Annotated in this window: 19 protein-coding genes; 9 read left to right on the forward strand and 10 right to left on the reverse strand. The window is 67.0% G+C overall.

The genetic code is table 11. The features are described from left to right. Nucleotides 1-69 precede the first annotated feature (69 nt). The 5 genes from HTY51_RS05505 (at nucleotide 70) to HTY51_RS05525 (ending at nucleotide 7,734) form a co-directional block, all read left to right on the forward strand. Nucleotides 70-588: a chemotaxis protein CheW gene (locus tag HTY51_RS05505; RefSeq protein ID WP_174251794.1), complete on the forward strand. Its 519-nt coding sequence runs from the start codon at nucleotides 70-72 to the stop codon at nucleotides 586-588. Nucleotides 589-611: 23 nt separating this feature from the next. Further along, nucleotides 612-2,339 (forward strand): methyl-accepting chemotaxis protein, encoded by a 1,728-nt coding sequence (locus HTY51_RS05510; RefSeq protein WP_174251795.1) that lies wholly within the window; start codon nucleotides 612-614, stop codon nucleotides 2,337-2,339. A gap of 53 nt (nucleotides 2,340-2,392) precedes the next feature. After that, nucleotides 2,393-5,299, forward strand: a complete 2,907-nt coding sequence (locus HTY51_RS05515) for an EAL domain-containing protein (protein WP_217448247.1) — start codon at nucleotides 2,393-2,395, stop codon at nucleotides 5,297-5,299. After that, nucleotides 5,296-5,724: a hypothetical protein gene (locus tag HTY51_RS05520; RefSeq protein ID WP_174251796.1), complete on the forward strand. Its 429-nt coding sequence runs from the start codon at nucleotides 5,296-5,298 to the stop codon at nucleotides 5,722-5,724. Before HTY51_RS05515 ends, HTY51_RS05520 begins: the two co-directional genes overlap by 4 nt. Nucleotides 5,725-5,814: 90 nt before the next feature. Then, nucleotides 5,815-7,734, forward strand: coding sequence for a diguanylate cyclase domain-containing protein (locus HTY51_RS05525; RefSeq protein ID WP_174251797.1), 1,920 nt, complete (start codon nucleotides 5,815-5,817; stop codon nucleotides 7,732-7,734). Nucleotides 7,735-7,836: 102 nt separating this feature from the next. Here the strand turns inward: HTY51_RS05525 and HTY51_RS05530 are convergent, their stop codons facing one another. From HTY51_RS05530 to HTY51_RS05560, 7 genes are all read right to left on the reverse strand, one after another. After that, the gene (locus HTY51_RS05530; RefSeq protein ID WP_174251798.1) at nucleotides 7,837-8,802 is read right to left on the reverse strand and encodes a tripartite tricarboxylate transporter substrate binding protein; all 966 of its coding nucleotides are present in this window, start codon (nucleotides 8,800-8,802) and stop codon (nucleotides 7,837-7,839) included. Between the two features lie 139 nt (nucleotides 8,803-8,941). Then, nucleotides 8,942-9,658 (reverse strand): hypothetical protein, encoded by a 717-nt coding sequence (locus tag HTY51_RS05535; RefSeq protein WP_174251799.1) that lies wholly within the window; start codon nucleotides 9,656-9,658, stop codon nucleotides 8,942-8,944. Between the two features lie 78 nt (nucleotides 9,659-9,736). Further along, the gene (locus HTY51_RS05540; RefSeq protein WP_174251800.1) at nucleotides 9,737-10,663 is read right to left on the reverse strand and encodes a pseudouridine synthase; all 927 of its coding nucleotides are present in this window, start codon (nucleotides 10,661-10,663) and stop codon (nucleotides 9,737-9,739) included. A gap of 22 nt (nucleotides 10,664-10,685) precedes the next feature. Further along, a complete protein-coding gene (gene trmB, locus HTY51_RS05545; protein ID WP_254607046.1) occupies nucleotides 10,686-11,381 on the reverse strand; it encodes a tRNA (guanosine(46)-N7)-methyltransferase TrmB in 696 nt (231 codons plus the stop codon). Between the two features lie 78 nt (nucleotides 11,382-11,459). Then, nucleotides 11,460-12,338 (reverse strand): tRNA glutamyl-Q(34) synthetase GluQRS, encoded by an 879-nt coding sequence (gene gluQRS, locus HTY51_RS05550; protein WP_254606998.1) that lies wholly within the window; start codon nucleotides 12,336-12,338, stop codon nucleotides 11,460-11,462. A gap of 151 nt (nucleotides 12,339-12,489) precedes the next feature. After that, nucleotides 12,490-13,536, reverse strand: a complete 1,047-nt coding sequence (locus tag HTY51_RS05555; RefSeq protein WP_254606999.1) for an NAD(P)/FAD-dependent oxidoreductase — start codon at nucleotides 13,534-13,536, stop codon at nucleotides 12,490-12,492. Nucleotides 13,537-13,631: 95 nt separating this feature from the next. Beyond that, nucleotides 13,632-14,576, reverse strand: coding sequence for a LysR substrate-binding domain-containing protein (locus HTY51_RS05560; protein WP_174251803.1), 945 nt, complete (start codon nucleotides 14,574-14,576; stop codon nucleotides 13,632-13,634). Between the two features lie 128 nt (nucleotides 14,577-14,704). Between HTY51_RS05560 and HTY51_RS05565 the strand changes: the two genes are divergently transcribed. The 4 genes from HTY51_RS05565 to HTY51_RS05580 all read left to right on the forward strand — a co-directional run bounded on the left by HTY51_RS05565 (nucleotide 14,705) and on the right by HTY51_RS05580 (nucleotide 17,399). Continuing rightward, nucleotides 14,705-15,406 carry a pirin family protein gene (locus tag HTY51_RS05565; protein ID WP_174251804.1) on the forward strand — a complete coding sequence of 234 codons (702 nt, stop codon included), beginning with the start codon at nucleotides 14,705-14,707 and terminating at the stop codon, nucleotides 15,404-15,406. Nucleotides 15,407-15,446: 40 nt separating this feature from the next. Next, nucleotides 15,447-15,857, forward strand: coding sequence for a DoxX family protein (locus tag HTY51_RS05570; protein WP_174251805.1), 411 nt, complete (start codon nucleotides 15,447-15,449; stop codon nucleotides 15,855-15,857). Between the two features lie 81 nt (nucleotides 15,858-15,938). Further along, nucleotides 15,939-16,493, forward strand: coding sequence for a flavodoxin family protein (locus HTY51_RS05575; protein WP_174251806.1), 555 nt, complete (start codon nucleotides 15,939-15,941; stop codon nucleotides 16,491-16,493). Nucleotides 16,494-16,517: 24 nt separating this feature from the next. Next, entirely contained in the window at nucleotides 16,518-17,399 is an 882-nt protein-coding gene (locus HTY51_RS05580) for a pirin family protein (RefSeq protein WP_174251807.1), read from the forward strand. Between the two features lie 30 nt (nucleotides 17,400-17,429). On the opposite strand, the gene HTY51_RS18780 is transcribed toward HTY51_RS05580, so the two are convergent. The 3 genes from HTY51_RS18780 to HTY51_RS05595 are packed head-to-tail and all read right to left on the reverse strand — an operon-like array spanning nucleotide 17,430 to nucleotide 23,103. After that, the gene (locus HTY51_RS18780; RefSeq protein ID WP_305791373.1) at nucleotides 17,430-19,391 is read right to left on the reverse strand and encodes a methyl-accepting chemotaxis protein; all 1,962 of its coding nucleotides are present in this window, start codon (nucleotides 19,389-19,391) and stop codon (nucleotides 17,430-17,432) included. Further along, entirely contained in the window at nucleotides 19,388-22,099 is a 2,712-nt protein-coding gene (locus tag HTY51_RS05590) for an EAL domain-containing protein (protein ID WP_174251808.1), read from the reverse strand. The genes HTY51_RS18780 and HTY51_RS05590 overlap by 4 nt, the downstream gene beginning before the upstream one ends. After that, complete coding sequence (locus HTY51_RS05595) at nucleotides 22,096-23,103, reverse strand: ABC transporter substrate-binding protein (RefSeq protein WP_174251809.1); 1,008 nt, start codon at nucleotides 23,101-23,103, stop codon at nucleotides 22,096-22,098. The genes HTY51_RS05590 and HTY51_RS05595 overlap by 4 nt, the downstream gene beginning before the upstream one ends. Nucleotides 23,104-23,205: the final 102 nt, after the last annotated feature.

Raw genomic sequence — 23,205 nt, forward strand, 5'->3', positions numbered from 1 at the left:
GAGGGCATTTAATGCGACAACAGCGGCCCGGATGGCCATGGACCAGACCTCAAGAAAGGACGTGCACCGATGAACACCGCAGTCAGAGAACAGGCCTCACCAGGCGCAAGCGCCGTGACGCCGGGCAACGGGGAATACCTGAGCTTCCGCCTCGGGGGCGAGGAATACGGCATCAACATCCTCAAGGTGCAGGAGATCCGGGGCTACGAGGCCTCCACCCGCATGGTCAACGCGCCGCCCTATGTGCTGGGCGTGCTCAACCTGCGCGGTGTCATCGTGCCCATCCTGGACATGCGCATCCGCTTCGGCATGGCCGATGTGGTGTACGACAGCCAGACCGTGACCATCGTGCTCAACATCGGCGACCGGGTGGTGGGCATGGTGGTGGACGCCGTGTCGGACGTGGTGGCGCTCAAGGGCGAAGACATCAAGCCCGCGCCCGAATTCAGCGGCGCCGTATCGACGGCGCAGGTGATCGGCATCGCGACGGTGGTGCAGGGCGATGCCCAGCGCATGCTGATCCTGCTGGACATCGAGAAACTCATGAGCAGCGCCGACATGGGGCTCATGCCGGAACGGTCTGAATAAATACATCCTCAAGGAGCATCCGCATGAACAACCTCAAGATATCCACGCGCCTGATCGCACTCATCGGCATCCTGTCGGTCTTGCTGATCGTGATCGGCGGCATCGGCCTGTACGGCATCAATTCCTCCAACGCGGGACTGAAGACGGTCTACGAGGACCGCACCGTGCCCATGGGGCAGCTCGGCGAAATGCAGGAAAAACTGCTGGAAAACCGCCTGAACGCAGCCTTCATCGTGCTGAACCCGACGCCGCAGGAAATTGCGGCCAAGGACAAGGAAATCGCCGACAACACGGCCACCATCAACAAGATCTGGGATGCCTACATGGCCACCGCGATGACGGCCGATGAGGCCCGGATCGCCAAGAAGCTGGCCGAAGAGCGGGCGCAATACAACGCCACGGGACTGACCCCGTTCCTGAACGCCGTGCGTTCCGGCGATCTGGAGAAGGCACGCCAGCTCAACCAGACGACGATCCGCACCGAGTACAACGATGTGCGCAAGTCCATCGGCGAGTTGCTGGAGCTGCAGCTCACAGAAGCCAAAAATGAATACGAGGCCGGTGTGGCGCGCTACAAGGGCATCCTGACCCTCTCCGTCGTGGCCATCGTGGCTGGCGTGACCTTTGCGTTCATCTTCGGCCTGATGCTGGTGCGCGGCATCTCGCGCTCGCTGCAGAACGCGGTCGATGTCTCCGAAGCCGTGGCCCAGGGTGACCTGACCCGCCGGGTCGACGCGACCGGCAAGGACGAGGTGGCCAAGGTGCTGCAGGCGCTGGCCGCCATGCAGCACAACCTGGCACAGATTGTTGGCAGGGTGCGCCAGGGTTCGGAATCCGTTTCCACCGCCAGTTCCGAGATTGCCCAGGGCAATACCGACCTGAGTGCGCGCACCGAAAGCCAGGCCAGCGCGCTGGAGGAAACCGCGGCATCGATGGAAGAACTCTCTTCCACCGTGAAGCAGAACGCCGACAACGCCCGCCAGGCCAACCAGCTGGCGCAAAGCGCCAGCACGGTGGCCGTGCAGGGCGGCGAAGTGGTGGCCCAGGTGGTGGACACCATGAAGGGCATCAATGATTCGAGCAAGAAGATTGCCGACATCATCAGCGTGATCGACGGCATCGCCTTCCAGACCAACATCCTGGCGCTGAACGCAGCCGTGGAAGCCGCGCGGGCTGGCGAACAGGGCCGCGGGTTTGCCGTGGTGGCGGCCGAAGTGCGCAACCTGGCCAGCCGCAGCGCGGAAGCGGCCAAGGAGATCAAGACGCTGATCACCGACAGCGTGGAGCGGGTAGGCCAGGGCACGACCCTGGTGGACCAGGCCGGCGCCACCATGAGCGAGGTGGTGAGCAGCATCCGCCGCGTGACCGACATCATGGGTGAGATCAGCGCGGCCAGCACCGAGCAGAGCCAGGGCGTGGCGCAGATCGGCGAGGCCGTGACGCAGATGGACCAGGCCACGCAGCAGAACGCGGCGCTGGTGGAAGAGATGGCGGCGGCGGCCAGCAGCCTGCGCGGCCAGGCGCAGGACTTGGTGCAGGCCGTGGCCGTGTTCAAGCTCGCCGAGGGGCAGCCCGTGGCCCCGACGGTCAGCCACCATGCTCCGGTGATGGCGCCACGTGCGGCTGCGCCCGCCCCCCGGCCGGCGGCCCGCCCCGCCGCCGGCAAGCCGGCGGCCCTGTCGGCCCCGGCCGCTGCAGCCCCGGCTTCCAAGGCCAGCGGTAGCGATGCCGGTGACTGGGAAAGCTTCTGAAACCTCGTCTCTTCTCCTTCTGATGCCCTGGACATGCAAAGGCGTGGGAAGCCATGGGTAGTGAGCCCCTGATCGAGAAAAGCCGCCGCCTGGCCCTGACGGTCAGCGTGGCGGCCTTGCTGGCGCTGGTGGCTGTGCTGGCCCTGCCCGGCTTCAGCCTGTTTGCGCACGGCAGCCCGGGCATGCTGGTGACGCATCTGTTGCTGGAAATGTTTTCGGTGGTGGTCTCGGTGCTGGTGGTGGTGATCGCCTGGCACGCCTTTTCCAGAGAGGACCGGCGCATCGCCAGTACCCTGATCTACGCCTTCACGGTGGTGGCCGGCGTGGACATCATCCACGCCCTCAGCTACGAGGGCATGCCAGCTTTGGGCAGCCCCAGCAGTACGGGCAAGGCCATCTTTTTCTGGTTCATGGGCCGGGGCTTCGAGCTGCTGGCGGTCTGGCTGGTGGCCCTGCAGGTGCGCCTGCCCGGCCAACGCTGGCACTGGCAACTGGCCGGGGGGCTGACCATTGTCGCGCTGTTTGCCATCGGCACCTGGCGGCTGGACTGGTTTCCCCAGACCTTCGTTCCCGGCCAGGGGGTGACGCCTTTCAAGGCCTATATCGAATGGGTGTTGTGTGCGGGCAATCTGCTGGCCGCCGGGTATTTCTGGCACATGGCGCAGCGCGAAGGCGGCGGCCCGCGCCACTACTATTTTGCCGCGGCCTGTTTCGTGATGGGCCTGGGTGAACTGACCTTCACCTCCTATGTCGACACCAGCGATTTCCTGGTGATCTTCGGCCATGTGTTCAAGGTGGTCTCCTATGCGCTGATCTATGCGGCCACCTTCAGGCTGGGCATGCGCGAGCCCTATGAACTGCTGCAGCGCTCGGAGCAGGAACTGCGCAGCAAGCAGTCCGAACTGGATGCCGTGCTGCGGCAGGTGCCGGCCGGGGTGGCGCGGCTGGACCGCGAAGGCCGCTACCGCTATGTCAACCAGCAGATGGCGCAGATGCTGGGCTTGCCGGTGGAGCAGGTCGTGGGGCGCTCGTTCGAGGAGGTGGTGGCGCCCGAGCGCCGCGCCGAGGTGAGCTACCGCTGGGCCCGGGCCATCACGGGACAGATGACGTCCTACGAAGGGCAGATGCGGACCGAGCAGGGCAAAGCGCTCTACAGCTCGGTCTCGATCGCGCCGGAGCACGGACCGGACGGCCAGATCATCGGAGCCATGGCCGTGGCCATCGACACCACCGATCTGCAGCAGTTGCAGAGGCAGCTCATGGACTCCATGCACGAGGTGGCCGACCTGAAGACCGCGCTGGATGCGCACGCCATCGTGGCCATCACGGACGCGCGCGGTGTCATCACCAGCGTCAACGACCGTTTCTGCCAGATCTCCCAGTATGGCCGCGAAGAGCTGATCGGCCAGACGCACCGCCTGATCAATTCCGGCCACCATCCCGCCTCCTTCTTCCACGAACTCTGGCGCACGATTTCCGGGGGCAAGGTCTGGAGCGGCGAGGTCTGCAACCGCGCCAAGGACGGCTCTCTCTACTGGGTGCAGACCACCATCGTGCCCTACATGGGCGAGAACGGCCGGCCGCAACGTTACGTGGCCATCCGCGCCGATATCACGGAGCGCAAGCGGGTTGAGTTGCAGGTAGAGCAGATGGCCTACCAGGACGCGCTGACCGGCCTGCCCAACCGGCGCCTGCTGATGGACCGCCTGCAGCAGGGCCTGGTGGCTTCGGCGCGCAGTGGCCAGTTTGGCGCACTGCTCTTCATGGACCTGGACCATTTCAAGGACATCAACGACACCCTGGGGCACGAGCAGGGTGATGAACTGCTCAAACTGGTGGCGCAGCGTCTGCGCGAGGGCGTGCGCCAGAGTGACACCGTGGCCCGCCTGGGCGGGGATGAATTCGTGGTGCTGCTGTCCGATCTGGGCACTGGCGAGGTGGAGGCCACCACGCAGGCCGGCCTGCTGGGGGAGGAAATGCTGCGCATTCTCAGCCAGCCCTACCCGCTGGCGCGGGCCGAGGTGAACAGCACCCCCAGCATCGGCGTGGTGATGTACCAGGGCCAGGGCCAGCGGGCCGAGGAACTGCTCAAGCAGGCCGACATCGCGCTGTACCAGGCCAAGGATGCGGGCCGGGCGACCCTGTGTTTCTTCGATCCGGCCATCCAGAGCGCCTTCCAGAAACGCATGGCCATGGAAGCCGATCTGCGCCTGGCCCTGACGCAGGGACAGTTCCAGATCTTCTACCAGCCCATCATGAACGGCCAACGCCAGACGGTGGCGGTGGAGGCCCTGCTGCGCTGGCGCCATCCCCTACGCGGCATGGTCTCGCCTGGTGACTTCATTCCGCTGGCGGAAAAAACCGGCCTGATCGTGCCCATCGGCCAGTGGGTGATCGAGCAGGCGTGCGCGCAGCTGGCCAGCTGGCGGGGGGACCCGCAACACAGGGCCTGGCAGATTGCCGTCAACGTGAGCGCCCGCCAGTTCCGTCAGCCGGATTTCGTGCCCCAGGTCATCGCCGCCATGGACCGCTGCCAGATCCTGCCCGGCCAACTGGAACTGGAGGTCACCGAGAGCTCGCTGCAGGACAACCTGCAGGACACGGTGCAGAAGATGAAGCTGCTGCGCAACCGCGGCGTGCGTTTTGCCATTGACGACTTCGGCACCGGTTATTCCTCGCTGTCCTACCTCAAGGAACTGCCCATCCACGTGCTGAAGATTGACCGGTCCTTTGTCAGCCACGTCGACACCAGCGATGACGATGTGGCCATCGCCAAGACCATCCTCTCCCTGGCCGCCCACCTTGGGCTGGACGTGGTGGCCGAGGGCGTGGAGACCGAGTCGCAATTCGTCACGTTGAACGCTTATGGTTGCCACCTCTTCCAGGGTTACCTGCTGGGTTGGCCGGTGCCCGTGGATGAACTGTGCCGCCAGTCCGTGCTGCAGGCGACCGTGCCATGAAACAGCGTGACATCGCAAGAGTGGACTCGGGCCCGTTTGATCTCTTGCTCCGGCGGGTGCGCGGGGACATGGACGCCCTGTCTCTGGCTTCGGTGCCGCTGGTTGGGGCGCTGGTCAGTGGGGAGACCGCGTTGCCGGCCTGGTTCCGGGACTGGCTGCTGGGGGAGCTGGGCCGGCGCGCACCGCTCGAGGAGGTGAGTCCCGCGGCCGAGGCCGTGATGCGGCTGCGCGAGTTCGGCCGTTACGCCACGATGGACTTTGCCCTGCAGGAGGTCGAGTCGCAGTACACGCTGCTGCAGGCGCTCGGTCTGGTGGACGAGATGTACCGGGCGGTCGATTTCATGACGCAACTGTCAGAACGGCTCGCACAACTCGCACCCGGGGATCCATTGGAGGCCCCAAAGGGCGAGGAGGATTCAAAGTGAGAAAGTCGCTGACATTCAAGCGAAAACTTTGGGGGCCAAGGTCCGGATGGCATCCGGTGCCAGTCGCCAGCCCCTGGAGGTGAAACAGACGTGTCCGTATCGAATACCGTTGCCCTGGCAGAGCAGCCGGTCCGTCCGCGCTGGAACCGTCTGCTGCCCCTGGTCCTGGTCCTGCTGCTGGGCTTTGCGCTCCTCCACGGCTGGCGGACCTGGCTGCATGTCAAGGACAACGAGATCAACAACCTGCGCACGGTGCTCTCCCTGTCCCACCAGCTGCTCGACAGGTTTTTCGAGCAGCAGCAGACGGGCCTGCTGGGCCTGGCCGCAGAGATTGCGCCGCAGGGCCGGCTGCTGCCCCCGGCGGCGCTGGCGCGCAGCGTGCAGCGGTATCAGGTCTTGCGCCCGGAACTGCTGGCCATCCACGTGCTCAGCCCGCAGGGGCGTTACCTCGCGACCAGCTCCGGACGCGTAGCGTCGGACATTCCGGCACGGGCGGATGATCCGGATTTCCAGCAACTGCTCCAGACAAGTGCGCTGGTCGACATCAGCCGGCCGCACCGCGATGCGGCCGAGCCGCGCTGGCACTTCGGCATGCGCCATGTGCTGCGCGATACCCACGGGCGGCCCCTGGCCGTGCTGATTTTTGCGGCGCCAGTCGATCTGCTGTCCGGCTTCTGGCGGGACATGCCGGCCATCGAGCGCATGACCATCGGGGTGCTGCGTGACGATGCCTATCTGCTGAGCCGTTATCCGGTGCGCCCTGGCATCAGTGACACCGAGGTCTACGGTACGCCCCGGGGCGGGGCCCTGCGTCGCCATCTGGTGACGCAGAACTTCCCCGCCACGGGACAGATGCAGGGCATCAACCAGATCGGTGGGAGCGACTACCAGTATGCCTATGAGCGGCTGAAAGGCCTGCCCATCACGGTCTACGTGGCCATGCCGGTTCCCACGATGCTGGATATCTGGTGGGGGCAGATGCGCGCGACGCTGCTGCTGCTGCTGCTCATGGGGGGCTCCGGCATCTGGGCCTACCGCTACCTTGCGCGCCGCCAGCGGCAGTGGGAGGCCGCCCGGGAGCAGGCCGGGCTGCGGCTGCAGGGCATCATCGAATCGGCGATGGATGCAATCATCAGCGTCGACGAGTCGCACCGCATCGTGATCTTCAATTCGGCAGCCGAAGCGATGTTCGGACATACCCAGGCACGGGTGCTGGGGCAGCCGGTCTCGATGCTGATTCCCATGCAGCATCGGGACCGGCATGACGGGTTTATCAACGCCTTTGCCCGCACCGGGCGTTCCAACCGATCCATGGTCAGCCGGGGGCAGCTGCATGCCCTGCATGCCGACGGGCATCAGTTCCCCATCGAAGCAGCGATCTCCCATGTCACCATCGAGGGCCACCAGACCTTCACCGTGGTCATTCGCGACATCACGGCTCGTATCGCCGCACAGCAGGAGCTGGAACTCAGCCATCATGCGCTGGAGCAGGCCAATGCGCAGCTGGCCGGGATGGCGCACTACGACCCCCTGACCGGCCTGCCCAACCGGGTGCTGCTGGCCGATCGCCTGCAGCAGGCGCTGGCCCAGACGGAGCGGCGCGACCGGGCGCTGGCGGTGGCCTTCCTGGACCTGGATGGATTCAAGGCCGTGAATGACCGCTACGGTCATGCGGCGGGTGACCAGTTCCTGGTCACCATGGCTCACCGGCTCAAGGCCGTGCTGCGCGATGGTGACACGCTCTCGCGCGTGGGCGGGGATGAGTTTGTCGCCTTGCTGGTCGACCTGGAGCAGGCGCAGGACGTCGAGCCCGTGCTGCAGCGCCTGCTGCAGGCCGTACAGCAGCCCGTCGAACTGGAGGGAAAGGAGGTCAGTGTTTCCACCAGCATCGGCGTGGCGCTGAGCCCGCCCGATCATGCCGAGCCGGACCAGCTGATCCGCCATGCGGACAAGGCCATGTACCAGGCCAAGCAGGCGGGCAAGAACCGCTGGCAATATTTCGAAGCCTGATCGCCGGCGGTGCTTGCGGCAGCGGCATCCGCGTACCGGCCGCCCCCAATGGCAACGGGCCTGCGCGTTGCAGGCCCGTGCGGGAGAGGTTTCAGCTCTGGCTTATTCGGGCTTGATGCCGGCCTTCTTGACCACCACCGCCCAGATGTCGTACTCGCGCTTCATGTAGGCGCCCAGTTCCGCTGGCGTGCTGGGGCTGGGGGAGAGGCCCTTGGCTTCCAGTTCCTTGGCCACGACCGGGTCCTTCAGGATCTTGACCAGCACCTGGTTCAGCTTGGTGACGATGGGCTGCGGCGTCTTGGCCGGCACGACGTAGGCGTACCAGTTCATGGTGTCGTAGCCGGGGTAGCCCTGCTCGGCCACGGTGGGCACGTCGGGCATGAGCGGGTCACGCTTGGCGCCCGTGGTGGCGATGGCGCGGACCTTGCCAGCCTGCACGTGCTTGCCGACCGAGGGCGGGGTGCCGAAGAAGGAGTCCACCTCGCCGCCGAGCATGCCCAGCATGGCCGGGCCGCCGCCCTTGTAGGCCACGTGTGTCATGTCAACGTCGGCGCTCTGCTCCAGCAGTTCGCCGGCCAGGTGGCCGGCGCCGCCGACACCGGAGGAGGCGTAGGTGATGGTGCCCGGCTTGGCCTTGGCCAGCTTGATGTAGTCGGACAGGTTCTTCACCGGCAGGTCGGGCTTGACCACCAGCACGTTGGAGAACACCACGGCCATGGTGACGGGGGCGAAGTCCTGCAGCGGTTTGTAGGGCAGTTTGGCCTGCATGTGCGGCGCCACGGTGAGCGAACCCACGCTGCCCAGCAGCAGGGTGTGGCCGTCGGCTTCGGCGCGGGCCACGTAGTCGGTGGCGATGTTGCCGCCGGCGCCGGCCTTGTTCTCCACGATCACGTTCTGCTTGAGCTCATCTCCCAGGTGCTTGGCAATGATGCGCGCCACGGCGTCGGTGGCACCGCCGGCGGCGAAACCCACGACCATGGTGATGGGTTTGCTCGGGTAGTTCTGGGCCAGGGCCGGCGCAGCGGCCAGCAGGGTGCCCAGGGTCAGGGCAAGCGTCTTGAGTTTCATGGGGGGCTCCTCGGGTGGATGCAGTCCGCCACAGGCGGGCCGATGCAATCCTGCAGTATAGGGAGCGCGACCGGCCGGGGGGCGCTGGTTTTTACTTAGCACCCATCGGAAAAAATGATAGCCCTATAGCGCCGGGCGATCACCAGCGCAGGCCGAGCTTGAGGCCCCAGGTGGTGGCCTCGCCGGTCTTGTCCACCTCGAAGGCCAGGTTCATCAGGCCCAGGCCCAGGTTGGCGCCCGCGTAGACCTTGCCCAGGCTCGGGCTGACACTACCCAGGCCGCCGACATGCGCTTCGCTGTCCACCCAGACCCGGCCGACACCGGCATAGGGGGTGAACATGGCAAAACCCTTGGAGACCGAGATGTCCAGGCTGCGGGTGCTCAGCGAGAGTTGTTCGGAACCACTCAGGCGCGTGTAGGCACCGCGCACACCGACAGCGGGCAGCGCGACGTTGCCGCCCAGCAGGGCGTAACGCAGTTCGGCGCCGCTGAGCGTGGCGTCCAGGCCCGGCACGCTGGCGACAAAACCACCGATATCAAAACCCAGGGGCAGGCCCTTGTGCGCATGCAGGCGCACGGTCTGCAGGGCGCTGGAGGTGAGGCCGGCACCAGCCTTGTTCAGTGCGCCGCTGCTGTGGGACATGTCGCTGCTGGTGACGGCCACGCCGAGGTCGAAGCCGGTGATGCCCTGGCCTTCGGTGGGCAGCAGGGCTTTGTAGCTCAGGGCCGAGCCCAGGTCTTCGGAGACGGCGCGGAATTCGGCGGCGTTCAGCGTTGCCAGGTTCGAGAGGTCACCGGCCTGGCTGCTGTGCAGGCAGGCCAGGGTGAGGGCCAGGAGGGTGAGTTGTTTTTTCATGATGTGCAGATGGGAGGGGGGAAAGTACACGCCCAGTATCGCCGCTGGCCGGTGCCATGAAGTGTAAGGATCGCTACATCATGCATCCGCGGGCCAGACCAGCTGGCGCCGGCTTTCGAACTGGCGCAGCGCACCGGTGACGGGGTCGGAGAAGCGGATGCCGCGCGCCAGCAGCTGCAGGGGGCGGCTCCAGTCCTCCTGCGCAGGGCCCGGGCCATGCACGACCTCGGGATAAAAGAGGTCGCCCACGATGGGGCGGCCCAGCGCGTCCATGTGCACACGCAACTGGTGCGTCTTGCCGCTGCGCGGTCGCAGGCGGTAGCGGGCCAGGGTACCGCGGGCTTCCAACAGCGCGATCTGCGTTTCGCTGTTGGGCGCACCCGGCACCTCCCGCTGGCGGAAGAACTGCTCGTCCGCTTCGATGCGGCTGCGGTGCACCGCGGGCAATGGCAGGTCGGGGCGCAGCGGGGCGATGGCCTCGTAGTCCTTGTCCACCACCTGCTCGCGGAACAGGGCCTGGTAGGCGCCGCGGTCCTGCGGCCGCAGGCTGAACAGCACCAGGCCGGCGGTCTCGCGGTCGATGCGGTGGATGGGGCTCAGGTGTTCGAGGCCGGTGCGGCGCTTGAGGCGTACCAGCAGGGTCTGCTGCACGTAACGGCCGCTGGGCGTGACGGGCAGGAAGTGCGGCTTGTCGGCCACCAGCAGGTGTTCGTCCTGGTACAGCACTTCTTCCTCGAAGGGGATGAGGGCCTCGGTTTCGAGTTCGCGGTAGTAGTAGATGCGCGTGCCCGGGCGATAGGGCGCATCGGAAGCTTGCGGCACACCTTGCTCGTCGAGCACACGGTTCTGGGCCATGCGCTGCTGCCATTCGTCCATGCCGACCTTGGGCAGCCGCTCGCCCAGGAAGTCGATCAGCCGTGGCCACGGACCGTGCGGCAGGGCAACGCAGCTCGCACTGACGCCGTCCAGCATGGGGGGCTTGTGCTGATGGGGCGGACGGCTCATGGGCTGATGACCGCCGGCGGCGTCAGACGCGCGTGTAGACCAGGTCCCAGACACCGTGGCCCAGGCGCAGGCCGCGTTTCTCGAACTTGGTCAGGGGCCGATAGTCCGGTTTGGGCGCGTAGCCCTCGGCCGTGTTCTTCAGCAGCGGCTCGGCGCCCAGCACTTCCAGCATCTGCTGGGCATAGGGCTCCCAGTCGGTGGCACAGTGCAGGTAGCCGCCGGGTTTCAGTCGCGCGGCCAGCTTGGCCACCAAAGGCGCCTGCAGCAGGCGGCGCTTGTGGTGCTTGGTCTTGTGCCAGGGGTCGGGGAAGAAGACGTGCACGCCGTCCAGGCTCTGCTCGGGAAGCATGTGGTCCAGCACCTCCACCGCGTCGTGCTGCAGGATGCGGATGTTGGTGAGCCCGCGTTCGCCGATGTGCTTGAGCAGGGCGCCCACGCCGGGCTCGTGCACCTCGCAGCCGAGGAAGTTCTTCTCGCGCATCAGGTCCGCGATGTGCGCGGTGGCGTCGCCCATGCCAAAGCCGATCTCCAGGATCAGCGGGTGCTGAGCCGCCTCGGCGCCGAAGACGGCGACACGGTCCAGCGGTGCGGCGCTGTAGGGCAGCACAAAACGCGGTCCATAGAGTTCGAAGGCCTTGGCCTGGCCGGTGGTGGTGCGACCGGCGCGCTTGACGAAGCTCTTGATGGTCTTGGGGAAGTCGACGCCGGGCGGCGGCAGGCGGCGCCGGTCTTTGGGCGGGGCGGACGCTGAGGCGTCCTGTTCGGGGGGCTTGGGGGTATCGGTCACGGACCGATTTTACCGGGCGCCCCAGACGGCAGCCCATTGCGCCGTGGCGGCAGCCAGCCAGTTGCCCACGGTGGTGGCCTGTACCTGCAGGCCCAGCACTGCGCCAGCTGCGTTCAGTGCGGCCAGGGGCTCACGTGTGTCCAGCGCCTGTGCGCCGTTCTGCTTGCTGAGTTTCTCGCCGTTGGCGCCCAGCACCAGGGGGGTGTGCAGATAGGCCGGTGTGGGCAGGTGCAGTGCGCGCTGCAGCAGGATCTGCCGTGCCGTGTTGTCGGCCAGGTCCTCGCCGCGCACGATGTGGGTGATGCCCTGGACGCCGTCGTCTGCAACGACCGCGAGCTGGTAGGCAAAATAGCCGTCGGCGCGTTTGAGCACGTAGTCACCCACCTCGGCGGCCACATCCTGCGCCTGCGCGCCCAGGCGGCGATCGTTCCAGAGCAGGGTGCCGGCGGGCGCGCGCAGCCGCCAGGCACGAGGCTCCTGGCCATGCAGGCCCGCGCGACAGGTGCCGGGGTAGACCAGTTCGCCGTGGCGCGGTTTGCTGCGCCCCAGCCGCTGCAGCCCGGCCTCGATGTCCTTGCGACTGCAGGCACAGGGATAGGCCAGGCCGCGTGCCACCAGATCGTCCAGCGCGCGCTGGTAGAGCGCGCTGCGCTGCGACTGGTAAAGGGGGGGCTCGTCCGGCAACAGGCCGCAATCGGCCAACTGCTGCAGGATCACCTGGTCGGCGCCGGGTACGCAGCGTGGCACGTCGACATCCTCGATGCGCACCAGCCAGCGCCCGCCGTGGGCGCGCACATCGAGCCAGCTGGCCAGCGCCGCCACCAGCGAACCCGCATGCAGCGGGCCGGTGGGTGAGGGGGAGAATCGGCCGATGTATGTGGCCCCCACGCTTGCCACTGCGTGTGCAGCGCTGGACGTGCCGTCGCGAGACGCAACGGCTCTTCCGTCCGTCCCGGCCTGCGCAAGCAGGCCGGGAGCCGCGGACGTCAGCCCCAAGGAGGCCTTCGCACCTTGGGGCGGCCCGGCGGTGCTCATGTCCTCATGCGACTTTCAGCGCCAGCTCCAGTCCGGAGATGAAAGCGTCCTCGACGCGGTGTCCCATGCACCAGTCGCCGCAGGCGCCGATGTGCGAGGCCGGATCCCACAGGTGGCTCTGGTCCAGGGGCTGCAGGGTCTGGGCGTAATGCCAGCGGTGCACGGTGGCATAACTCGGTTCGGCGCGGATGCCGGTGACTTCGGCGAAGGCCTTGAGCAGCTTGGCCTGCACGCGCTCGGCATCGTCGTTGAGGTGCTCCTGCGACCAGGCTGCGCTGGCCTGCACGGTCCAGCGTTCGATGGGGCCGCGTTGCGGCTTGCTGGACTCGCGCGCCAGCCAGGCGATGCGGTGGTGGGTGCTGCGAGCCGCGTTCCACTGCGGCCCCAGCGCCGACAGGCCCGGTTGCATGGCCTGGGGAAAGGCCGCCATCAGCGTCCAGCAGGGTGCCACCCGAACTTCGGCGATGCGTTCGGCCAGGGCCGGTGCCTGTTTGGAGTTGCGCAACAGCTCGTGGGCCTGCACGCTGGGCATGGCCAGCAGCACGCCATCAAAACCGGAGTGCACATGGCGGCTGTCGTCTGCCCCCTCGGTGTGCAGCTGCCAGCGGCGCTCGTTCAGTGCATCACGTTCGATCTTCACCACCCGGGTCTGCAGTTCCACTGCCCCCTTGGCGAGCAGCGGTTCAGCCCAGCGCCTGACCAGCGCGTTCATGCCGGGGGTAGCCACCCAGTGCGATTCGCGTGTGGGCAGCGGCGCGGCCACTACCCGGCCCAGCGGGTCGAGCACGCGCACGGCGTTGGCGCTCCAGGGCCGGCACAGGCCGGGCACGGTTTCCAGGGCGCGGGCGAACAGGGGGTTGCGTACCGTGAAGTACTGGGTGCCGTGGTCGAAGGTGCCGAACTCGGTCTCGCGCGTGGCCATGCGGCCGCCTGCGCCACGGCTTTTCTCGAACAGCGTGACCTGGTGGCCGGCCTGCACCAGGGTGCGGGCGCAGGCCACGCCGGCCATGCCGGCGCCGATGACGGCGTAATGTTGCGCGGGTTTTTTCATGTCGGCAGTCTCCGTTCTTGTCGATATTTCAATTGCGGCTTCGCTTCCACTGTACCGGAGCGGCGGCCGGCCCCCCTGGAACCCGCCGCCGGGCTTCAGAAACTGGCGTGTACCGGCCCGAGCAGGGCCCGGCGGGTGGCCGGGCTTTCGAGCTGCTGCAGCCACCATTGCAGGGCACGGCCCTGCTGGTGCTCGGTGCCGCCACGCCAGGCGTAACTCACGCGCACCACCCGCGGCGGCCGTTCGGTTCTCTTGACCACGAGGTGGCCGGCGTCGATGTGCGGACGCGCCAGGCACTCGGGCACGAAGCCGCCACCCAGGCCGCGCAACTGGGCGTCGAGCTTGGCCGGCATGTTGGCGACGGTGAAGACGTCCTGCCCGGCCAGCAGGCCGATGGTCAGGCCGCTGCCGCGCTGCACGGAGTCGGCCACCGCCACGGCGCGATGGCGCAGCAGCATCTCGTCGGTCAGCGGCTCGGGCGCGACCGCCAGCGGGTGGTGCGGCGCCACGGCGTAGACGAAGCTGACCGTCCCCAGGACCTTGCCGTGCACGCCGGGGCTGGTGGTGGGTTCCAGGACCACGCCGATGGCCAGGTCGGCCTGGCCGGCGGTCAGCGCCTCCAGCGTGCCGGAGAGGGTTTCCTCGCGCAGTTTCAGGCGGGTCGGTGCGCCCAGGGCGAAGAAGCTTTCGCACAGCTCCATCACCGTGCTGCGGTGGATGATGCCGTCCAGGGCTACCGTGAACTGCGATTCCCAGCCCGTGGCCACGCGCTGGACGCGGTTGGCCACGGCGTCGATTTCCGCCAGCAGGCGCTGCCCTTCGCGCAGCAGCTCGGCGCCGGCGGCGGTGAGCCGGGCCTGGCGCGAGCTGCGGTCGTAGAGCAGCACGTCCAGCGCGTCCTCGATCTGGCGCACCCGGTAGGTCAGGGCGCTGGGCACCACGCCCAGGGCGCGCGCGGCGGCGGCAAAGCTGCCGGCGTGGTCGATGGCCTGCAACATGGCCAGGGCATCGGGGGTCAGCACGTCACGGGCAGTTTGCATGGTGGGTTGTCTTAAATTCAATTTATTTGAATGATGCCATCAAAGCGCATGGAGCGCAAAACCCGTGGCCCGGCCTAAAGTTCATCCCATCGCAGGCCTGTCCTGCTGAACCCTGGAAGGAGCCCACCATGCTGACCCTACGCAAATCTCAGGACCGCGGCTACGCCGACCACGGCTGGCTCAAGTCCTTCCACAGCTTTTCCTTTGCCGGTTATTACGACCCGCAGCACATGGGCTGGGGCAATCTGCGCGTGATCAACGAGGATCGCATCGCCCCGGGCACGGGTTTCGGCACGCACGGCCACCGCGACATGGAGATCATCAGCTACGTGCTCTCGGGTGAGCTGGCGCACAAGGACAACATGGGCAACGGCCGCGCCATTCCGCCGGGCGACGTGCAGCGCATGAGTGCCGGCAACGGCGTGATGCACAGCGAGTACAACCACGCGCCGCAGGACACCACGCATTTCTTCCAGATCTGGATCGAGCCCAATGTGCGCGGCATCCCGGCCAGCTACGAGCAGAAGACCTTTGCCACGCCCGAGAAGCGCGGTGCGCTGCGCCTGGTGGCCTCGCCCGACGGGGCGCAGGGCTCGGTGACCGTGCACGCCGATGCGCGCCTGTACGCCGGCCTCTTCGATGGCAGCGAAAGCGCCACGCTGCCCCTGGACCCGGCGCGCAAGAGTTATGTGCACCTGGTACGCGGCGAGCTGGACGTCAACGGCCAGCGCCTGAGCGGCGGTGATGCCGCCCTGCTGGCCGGTGAAAGCCGGGTCGAGCTCAAGGCCGGCCGCGATGCCGAAGTGCTGGTTTTCGACCTGGCCAACTGATTTTTTCTCACCCTGTTTCATTTCACCCTAGGAGCTTCCCATGTTCAACACACTGCAAAACCCCCTGACCCTCGTTGGCCGCCTGCTGCTGGCCGCCCTGTTCCTGCCCGCCGGCATCAGCAAGATCGGCGGCTTTGCCGGGACCGCCGGTTACATCGCCTCCAAGGGCCTGCCCCTGCCCGAAGTAGGCGCTGCGATCGCCGTCGTGGTGGAGATCGTGGGCGGCCTGGCGCTGATCGCCGGCTTCGGCACCCGTCTGGCGGCCCTGGCCCTGGCGCTGTTCACGCTGGTGGCCACCTTCATCTTCCACAACTACTGGGGCGTGCCGGCCGACCAGGCCTTCGTGCAGCAGCTGATGTTCTACAAGAACATCGCGGTGGTCGGCGGCCTGCTGGTGCTGGCCGCGCACGGCGCCGGTGCCTGGAGCCTGGACGCCAAGCGTCAGCGCTGATCCTCTGGCCGGGCCGCGTGACGCACGGGGCCCGACACAAGTCTTTTAAATCTCACTATCGTTTTTCACTGGAGTTATCTCATGGCAAAAGTTGCTGTTGTTTTTCATTCGGGCTATGGTCACACCCAGCGCATGGCGCAAGCTGTGGCCGAGGGCGCGAATGCGCAGCTGGTCGCGATTGACGCCGAGGGCAACCTGCCCGAGGGCGGCTGGGAGACGCTGGCCGCCGCCGATGCCATCATCATGGGCAGCCCGACCTACATGGGTTCCGTGAGCTGGCAGTTCAAGAAGTTTGCCGATGCTTCCAGCAAGCAATGGTTCAGCCAGGCCTGGAAAGACAAGGTCATGGCCGGTTTCACCAACAGCGCCACCATGAACGGCGACAAGCATTCCACCCTGCATTACCTGATCACCCTGGCCATGCAGCATGGCGGCATCTGGGTCGGCACCGGCATGATGCCCAGCAACGCCAAGGCCTCGCAGCGCAATGACCTGAATTACGTGGGTTCCTCGGCAGGCGCCATGGCCGCCACGCCGTCGGACGCCTCTGTGGCCGAGATGCTGCCGGGTGACCTGGAGACCGCCAAGCAGTTCGGCCAGCGCGTGGCTGCCGTCACCGCCAAGATCCGCGGCTGATACATTGAGGCCCAGGAGGGCCTTATGACCACACCACCGCACATCCTCACCGGCCACCAGAAAGACCTGGGGGGCGGTTTCGTGGTGCGGCGCCTGCTGCCGGCGGCGGCGCAGCGTTCGGTCGGGCCCTTCATCTTCTTCGACCATTTCGGTCCTGCACTGGAAACCCCCGAGACCGAGCACGATGTGCGGCCGCATCCGCACATTGGCCTGGCCACGGTGACCTATCTGTTCGAGGGCGCCATGATGCACCGCGACAGCCTGGGCTCCTCGCAGCTGATCGAGCCGGGCGCCATCAACTGGATGACGGCCGGGCGCGGCATCGTGCATTCCGAGCGCCGCCCCGAGTCTCTGCGCAGCAGCACCTACACCAACCATGGCCTGCAGCTCTGGGTGGCACTGCCGCGCGAACACGAGGAGGCCGAACCATCGTTCGAGCACACCCCGGCGGCGGCGATTCCCGAAGCGCGGGTGGACGATGCGTCCGTGCGTGTGCTGGTGGGGCAGGCTTTCGGCCTGCGCTCGCCGGTGCACACGCTGATGCCCACGCTTTACCTGGATGTGCAGCTGCCGGCCGGCGGCCGCATCCAGCTGCCCGCGCTGGCGCCCGAGATGGCGGTCTATGTGGTGCAGGGTGCGCTGGCACTCGATGGTAAGGCCGTGCCGGCCTTGCAGATGGCCGTGCTGGGCCCGGCGGGCGCGGCGCTGGTCGCCGGCGAGGACACGCGCCTGGTGGTGATCGGCGGCGCGCCGCTGGATGCGCCGCGCCACATGTGGTGGAACTTCGTCTCCGCTCGCCGCGAGCGCATCACGCAGGCGGCCGACGACTGGGAGGCCCAGCGCCTGGGCCAGGTGCCGGGCGAGACCGAGTTCATTCCCCTGCCCGAGCGGCGTTTCCTGGCTTGAGGAACGAGGCCCGGGCCGCGCGGCCGCTGATCAGCTGGTGATCTTGAACACGCTGACCATCTCGTTGAGACGGTTGGCCTGATCGCGCAGGCTGGCCGCCGCAGCGGCCGATTCCTCGACCAGCGCGGAGTTCTGCTGCGTCATCTGGTCGATGCCGGTGATCGAGTCGTTGACGCGGGCAATGCCCGAGGACTGCTCCACCGTGGCGGCGCTGATCTCGCCGATCAGGTCGGTCACGCGCCGGACCTGGGCCACGATCTCGCCCATGGTCTGGCCGGCGTCGCCGACCAGGCGCGTGCCGTTGTCGACCTGGCCCACGCTGTCGGAAATCAGGGCCTTGATCTCCTTGGCCGCCTCGGCGCTGCGACCCGCCAGCGAGCGCACTTCACCGGCCACCACGGCGAAACCGCGGCCCTGCTCGCCGGCGCGTGCGGCTTCCACCGCTGCATTGAGCGCCAGGATGTTGGTCTGGAAGGCGATGCCGTCGATGACACCGATGATGTCGTTGATCTTCTTCGAGGCGTGCTGGATGCCCGCCATGGTGCTCACGACCTCGCCCACGGCCTGGCCGCCGCGCGCGGCCACCTCGGAGGCGGTGGCCGCCAGTTGCGAGGCCTGGCGCGCATTGTCGGCACTGTGCTGCACCGTCTGCGTGAGGCTGCCCATGGCCGAGGCGGTCTGCTCCAGCGAGCCCGCCTGCTGTTCCGTGCGCTGGCTGAGATCGGCATTGCCCTGGGCGATTTCCGAGGAGGCGGTGGCGATGGATTCGGCCGCCCCCTTGACGTTGCTGATGATGCCCACCAGGGAGCGGTCGGCGCGGCGCAGGTCGTCCATCAGGTCGGCGAATTCGTCGCTGGTGCTCGGCTCGGGCACCGTGCCCAGTTCGCCCGCGGCAATCGCGCGGCCGGCCTGCTTGGCCTGCTGCATGGCGCCGGTGATGCCGTAGTACATGCCCATGTAGAGGTAGATCGAGACCAGGATGCCCAGGCCCAGCACGAGGCCCAGCAGGGTGCGCTTGGTGGCGGCGCTGCTGGAGCGCTCGGCCAGCAGATCATCCATGACCTTGCGGTTCTGCTCGACCAGCGCCCAGGCCGCGTCGATGGTGGCCTGGGCCGCCTGGCCGGCTTGTTGCTGCGTGACGCTGACGCTGTCCTGGGTCGTGAAGTTCTTGCGCGTGTAGGCGATGAACTCCTTGGCGCTGGACTTGAGCGTGTCGAAGTTCTTGCTGAGCTTCTTCTCCACCTCGGGGTTGGCCTTCATGGCCTGGGAGAGCATGGTTTCGACCGTGCCGAAGGTGTCGCTCAGGCGCGCCTCGGTCACCTCGTAGAACACCTTGTCCGCAGGCTTGATCTCGCCGCGCGAGACGTTGAGCGTGGAATAGGCGGCCATGCGCACGGCGATGCCGGCCGTGCTGGGCGTGTTGTTGGCCAGGGGGTAGCCCAGGTAGAACAGGTCCAGGTCCGGGTCCAGCGACATGCGCGAGCGGTTGCCCATGTCGCGCATGAAGGCGTACAGGCGGCCGTACTCCGGTGCATGGGCGCCGAAGGCCTTCTGGGCGAAGTCGGCGTCCAGCGGCAGGGCGTCGACCTTCTTCTGCAACTCGGCCCAGCCGTCCTGCAGGCCCTTGAATTCCTTGCCCATGTCGAACCAGGGGGAGGAGGCCTTCACGCCGTCCTCGATGCGCTTGAGCACCGCATCCACGGCCTTGGCGTTGTCCTTGAAACGCTGGCGCACGGCCTGGTCCCCCGGAGCAGCCGTGATGGTGATGCGCCGGCTCTCGATCAGCACCTTGTTCCATTCCACCAGGTCGGCCATCAGGGCGACGGCGGCGCGTTCCGAGGCGATCATGCTCACGCGGGACTGCAGGGCCGAGAGCTGGGAGATGCCCATGTAGACCAGCAGGGCCAGGGCGACCAGGCCGGAGAGGGCGAACTTGTAGCTGAAGCGCAGGCGCGCCATCAGGGCCGTGGCGGGCCCGAAAAAACCGGTCATGGGGGAGACTCCTGGGAAAGCGGATGGACTTTATGGACTAGATCGACCAGATCGGCCAAAGCTTGAGGCCGGGCGTAAAAATAACCCTGGAAGAGCTGGCAGCCCTGTTGCCGCAGGATGTCGCGCTGGGCTTCGGTTTCCACGCCTTCGGCGATCACCTCCAGCCCCAGGCTCTGGCCCAGGGCGATGATGGTCTGGGTGATGACCACGTCGTTGGGGTCGGTCTGCAGGTCGCGCACGAAGGAGGCGTCGATCTTGAGCTGCTGGATGGGCAGGCGCTTGAGGTAGCTCAGCGAGGAGTAGCCAGTGCCGAAGTCGTCCAGCGCGAACTGCACGCCCAGTGCCACCAGCCGGCGCATCTTGTGCGTGGCGTCGTCGATGTTGTGGGCCAGCACGCTTTCAGTCAGCTCCAGCTGCAGGCGGCTGGCATCGGCGCCGGTGGCCATGAGCACCGAGGTGACGCTTTCGACGAAGTTGGCTTGCAGCAGCTGGTGCGCGCAGAGGTTGACGGAGATCACCAGCTCGCCCAGCACGGGCTGGCCGCGCCAGCGCTCGATCTGCTGGCAGACGTGGTCGAGCACCCACTGGCCCAGCGGCAGGATCAGGCCGGTTTCCTCGGCCAGGGGGATGAACTGCCCCGGCATGACCAGGCCGCGCTGCGGATGCAACCAGCGCACCAGGGCCTCGGCCCCGACCATGCGGCCGCTGCTGTCGAACTGCGGCTGGTAGAAGACGCGGAACTGCTGCAGGGCCAGGGCCTGGTTCAGTTCGGCTTCCAGGGCCACGCGCTGGCTGAGGTGCATGGCGATGTCGTGGTCGAAGAAGCGGATGGCGTTGCGCCCGCTGGCCTTGGCTTCGTACATGGCGATGTCGGCGCGCTTGAGCAGCTCGTCCGCGCCCGTGTCCGGGCCATCGAACAGTGCCACGCCGATGCTGACCGACATCTGGTGATACTGGCTGTCGATGCCGAAGGGCTCGTGCATGCTGCTGCGCAGCTTTTCGGCCAGATTGCGTGCCTGGGCGCTGGCGCGCTCGGCATCGGGGTCGAGGCCTTCCAGCAGCACCGCGAATTCGTCACCGCCGGTGTGCGCCACCAGGCCCTGGTCGCCGATGACGCGCAGCATGCGTCCGGCCACGGCCTGCAGCAGTGCGTCGCCGACCTTGTGGCCCAGGGTGTCGTTGATCTGCTTGAAGCGGTCCAGGTCCGAGAACAGCAGGGCGCCGCGGCTGCCGCCGCTGTTGCGCCCCAGGCTCTCCTGCAGGCGTTCGAACAGCAGGCGGCGGTTGGGCAGGCCGGTGAGGGCGTCGTGGTAGGCCAGGTGGTAGACGTGTTCGCTGTGGGCCTTGCGCTCGGAGATGTCGGAGAACACGGTCACGGTGCGCACGAAACGGTCCTTGCGCCGCACCGGCCGGCTGCTGACCTCGACCGGGAAGGTCTTGCCGCTGGCGCTGACGAAGACGTTTTCTCCTTCGTAGGGCTGCTGCCAGCGCTGCGGGTCGAGCAGCGGGTTCACGCCGCCCAGGTAGGGGGGCTGGTTCGCGGGCGAGAGGATCAGCGGCAGCAACTGCTTGCCCAGCAGGGCCTCGCGCTGGTAGCCGAGCAGGCGGCAGGCGGCGCGGTTGACGTAGGTCGCGTAGCCCTGGCGGTCCAGCACGAACATGCCTTCACCCATGGCATTGCTGAACGAGTCCATGCGCTGGCGCAGCCAGGTCTCGCGCAGCGCCATGAGCAGCATGAGCAGCAGGGTCAGCACCGCGCTGGCGACCAGCAGGCCGTACTGCTGCCAGATGTCGGACCAGGAGATGACCGGCGGTTTGTCGAAGGGCGGGGCGCGCAACTCGCGCATCATGGCGCGTACCGGCTCGTAGTCGGCCGGCACGGTGAAGCCGTAGATGCCCATGCGCCGCGCCGTGTCGCCGCCGTGCGGCAGCGAAAGCAGGGCGCCGGCGATGCGCACCGAGAGATCTTCCGGCAGGTGCGACATGGCAACGACCGGCCATTCCGGATAAAGCCGCGAGGACAGGGCATAGGGATAACCGGGGTAGTTCTGCTGCCCCAGAACCTTCAGCTCACCCGGCTTGAGCCGCCCCTCGCGCACCAGGGTTTCGAGCAGGCCGGTACGTACGTAGGCGACGTCGGCCTCGTTGGCCAGCAGTGCATCGATGACGCGGTCCTGCGGCAAGCCGGTTTCCACCAGGCGCCCCGGGCTGATCGACTGGCGCGCCAGTTCGGTGGCCTGGATCTGGTAGCCGCCGAAGGACAGGCGCGAGACCGTGGCGATGCGCTGGCCCTGCAGATCCTTCAGGTTGCGCAGGTCCTGGCGTTCGCTGCGTGCCAGGATGACGCCGCCCATGGCACGTACCGGCTGGCGGTTCTCCAGATTGATCAGGGAGGCCAGGGGGGTGGAGAGGCCGTTCTGATGCACCATGCGCACGTACTCGCCGGGCTGGGTGATCACCAGGTCCACCGCCTGCTGGCGCACGGCCTCCTGCATGGGCCCGTATTCGAGCACCCTGAGTTCGAAGTGCGCCGAGGGGACCGAGCGGTTGAGGTAGTCGGTCAGGGGCTTCCACTGAGCCAGGGCGAGGGCTTCGGGACGGAACGACAGGACACCCACCACGATGGTTTCAGGGTTGGCCCGCAGCGACGTGGCGGCCAGGGCCAGCAACAGTCCGGTCAATGCACTTTGCAGGCGCCGCTTCATCATGAGGTGGAGTTGGCCGGTAGGTAGGCGCCGGTATAGAGCCTGTCAAAGTCCACGGGCTGGCGGATGATGCCGGCCTGCAGCATGATGGCCGAGAGCCTGGTCGTGACGCGTTGCAGGTCACCATCCTGGGCCGAGAGATAGCGCTGGTTGCCGATCAGGTCCGGCAGCTCCATGCCGCGCAGCGAGGAGATCAGTTCTTCGGCCGAAATCTCCAGGCGGGTGGCGATCCGGTAGGCCGAGTCCCAGGGGTTTTGCCGCAGGTAGGTCAAGGCCCGGAAGTGGGCAAGCAGCGCAGCGCGCAGCGGTGCGCCATGGGAGAGCAACGCGGCCGGCCGGACGGCCAGCACATCGAAGATCGTGTCGGGAAGCTCGCGTGTACTCAGCAGGGGGGTGGCGCCGAGTTTCCTGATCTTGGTCGCCATCGGCTCATACGTGAGGATGGCGTCCACATCGCCGCGGGCCCAGGCCACATCATGGCTCTCATAGGGAATCAGGCGGGTCTGGACATCCTGCTGCCCGAGCCCGGCCTTTTCCAGGGTCATCGACAGCATCAGGTAACCCAGTGCATTGTCGACCAGCCCGATGCGACGGCCTCGCAATGCAGTCAGGCGCGACAGGCCGGGGCGTACCAGCAATACATCCGCGCCCTTGGAGATGTCGAAGACGAGCACGATCGTCAGATCCGTACCCTGATCGCGCAGTTTCAGAATCTGGTCCAGCGTCAACATGACACCATCGATCTGTCCCGCCTTGAGCAGATCGATCATGGCCTCGTGCGACGGGGGCTCCCTCAACTCAACCTGTGCGGGCAGGTATCCCAGGTTGTGGGCCAGGAACAAGGGTTCGTAACCTGGCCAGGGACGGCCGGCCAGGACCAGCGGACGTTGGGCCTTGCAGGCAGCGAGTGAGCCCAGCAGCGGCAGCAGGGACGCGGCCTGCAAGGCCCGGCGCCTGCCGATCGCCTGGCAGGATGGAGGAGAGGAGTCGGGCCGCTGGTTGCGCATGGGGTGGTCTGCCGGCGGGTTCCCGCACGGCAGGTGTGCTGACATCGTAATCGACCTTTACGCTGCACGAAAGGCCAGGATGGATCCAGGGGGCGATTTGTG

The organism is Rhodoferax sp. BAB1, from assembly GCF_013334205.1.
GTDB lineage: Bacteria > Pseudomonadota > Gammaproteobacteria > Burkholderiales > Burkholderiaceae_C > Hylemonella.

Bases quoted from the DNA above. Each gene is read 5' to 3' on its own strand.
- HTY51_RS05535 (WP_174251799.1), bottom strand. From the start codon at position 9,658: ATGAAAAAACAACTCACCCTCCTGGCCCTCACCCTGGCCTGCCTGCAC.
- HTY51_RS05595 (WP_174251809.1), bottom strand. From the start codon at position 23,103: ATGCGCAACCAGCGGCCCGACTCCTCTCCTCCATCCTGCCAGGCGATC.
- HTY51_RS05580 (WP_174251807.1), top strand. From the start codon at position 16,518: ATGACCACACCACCGCACATCCTCACCGGCCACCAGAAAGACCTGGGG.
- HTY51_RS05540 (WP_174251800.1), bottom strand. From the start codon at position 10,663: ATGAGCCGTCCGCCCCATCAGCACAAGCCCCCCATGCTGGACGGCGTC.
- HTY51_RS05575 (WP_174251806.1), top strand. From the start codon at position 15,939: ATGGCAAAAGTTGCTGTTGTTTTTCATTCGGGCTATGGTCACACCCAG.
- HTY51_RS05520 (WP_174251796.1), top strand. From the start codon at position 5,296: ATGAAACAGCGTGACATCGCAAGAGTGGACTCGGGCCCGTTTGATCTC.
- HTY51_RS05515 (WP_217448247.1), top strand. From the start codon at position 2,393: ATGGGTAGTGAGCCCCTGATCGAGAAAAGCCGCCGCCTGGCCCTGACG.
- HTY51_RS05510 (WP_174251795.1), top strand. From the start codon at position 612: ATGAACAACCTCAAGATATCCACGCGCCTGATCGCACTCATCGGCATC.
- HTY51_RS05565 (WP_174251804.1), top strand. From the start codon at position 14,705: ATGCTGACCCTACGCAAATCTCAGGACCGCGGCTACGCCGACCACGGC.
- HTY51_RS05590 (WP_174251808.1), bottom strand. From the start codon at position 22,099: ATGATGAAGCGGCGCCTGCAAAGTGCATTGACCGGACTGTTGCTGGCC.
- HTY51_RS05530 (WP_174251798.1), bottom strand. From the start codon at position 8,802: ATGAAACTCAAGACGCTTGCCCTGACCCTGGGCACCCTGCTGGCCGCT.
- HTY51_RS05555 (WP_254606999.1), bottom strand. From the start codon at position 13,536: ATGAAAAAACCCGCGCAACATTACGCCGTCATCGGCGCCGGCATGGCC.
- HTY51_RS05505 (WP_174251794.1), top strand. From the start codon at position 70: ATGAACACCGCAGTCAGAGAACAGGCCTCACCAGGCGCAAGCGCCGTG.
- HTY51_RS18780 (WP_305791373.1), bottom strand. From the start codon at position 19,391: ATGACCGGTTTTTTCGGGCCCGCCACGGCCCTGATGGCGCGCCTGCGC.
- HTY51_RS05570 (WP_174251805.1), top strand. From the start codon at position 15,447: ATGTTCAACACACTGCAAAACCCCCTGACCCTCGTTGGCCGCCTGCTG.
- HTY51_RS05560 (WP_174251803.1), bottom strand. From the start codon at position 14,576: ATGCAAACTGCCCGTGACGTGCTGACCCCCGATGCCCTGGCCATGTTG.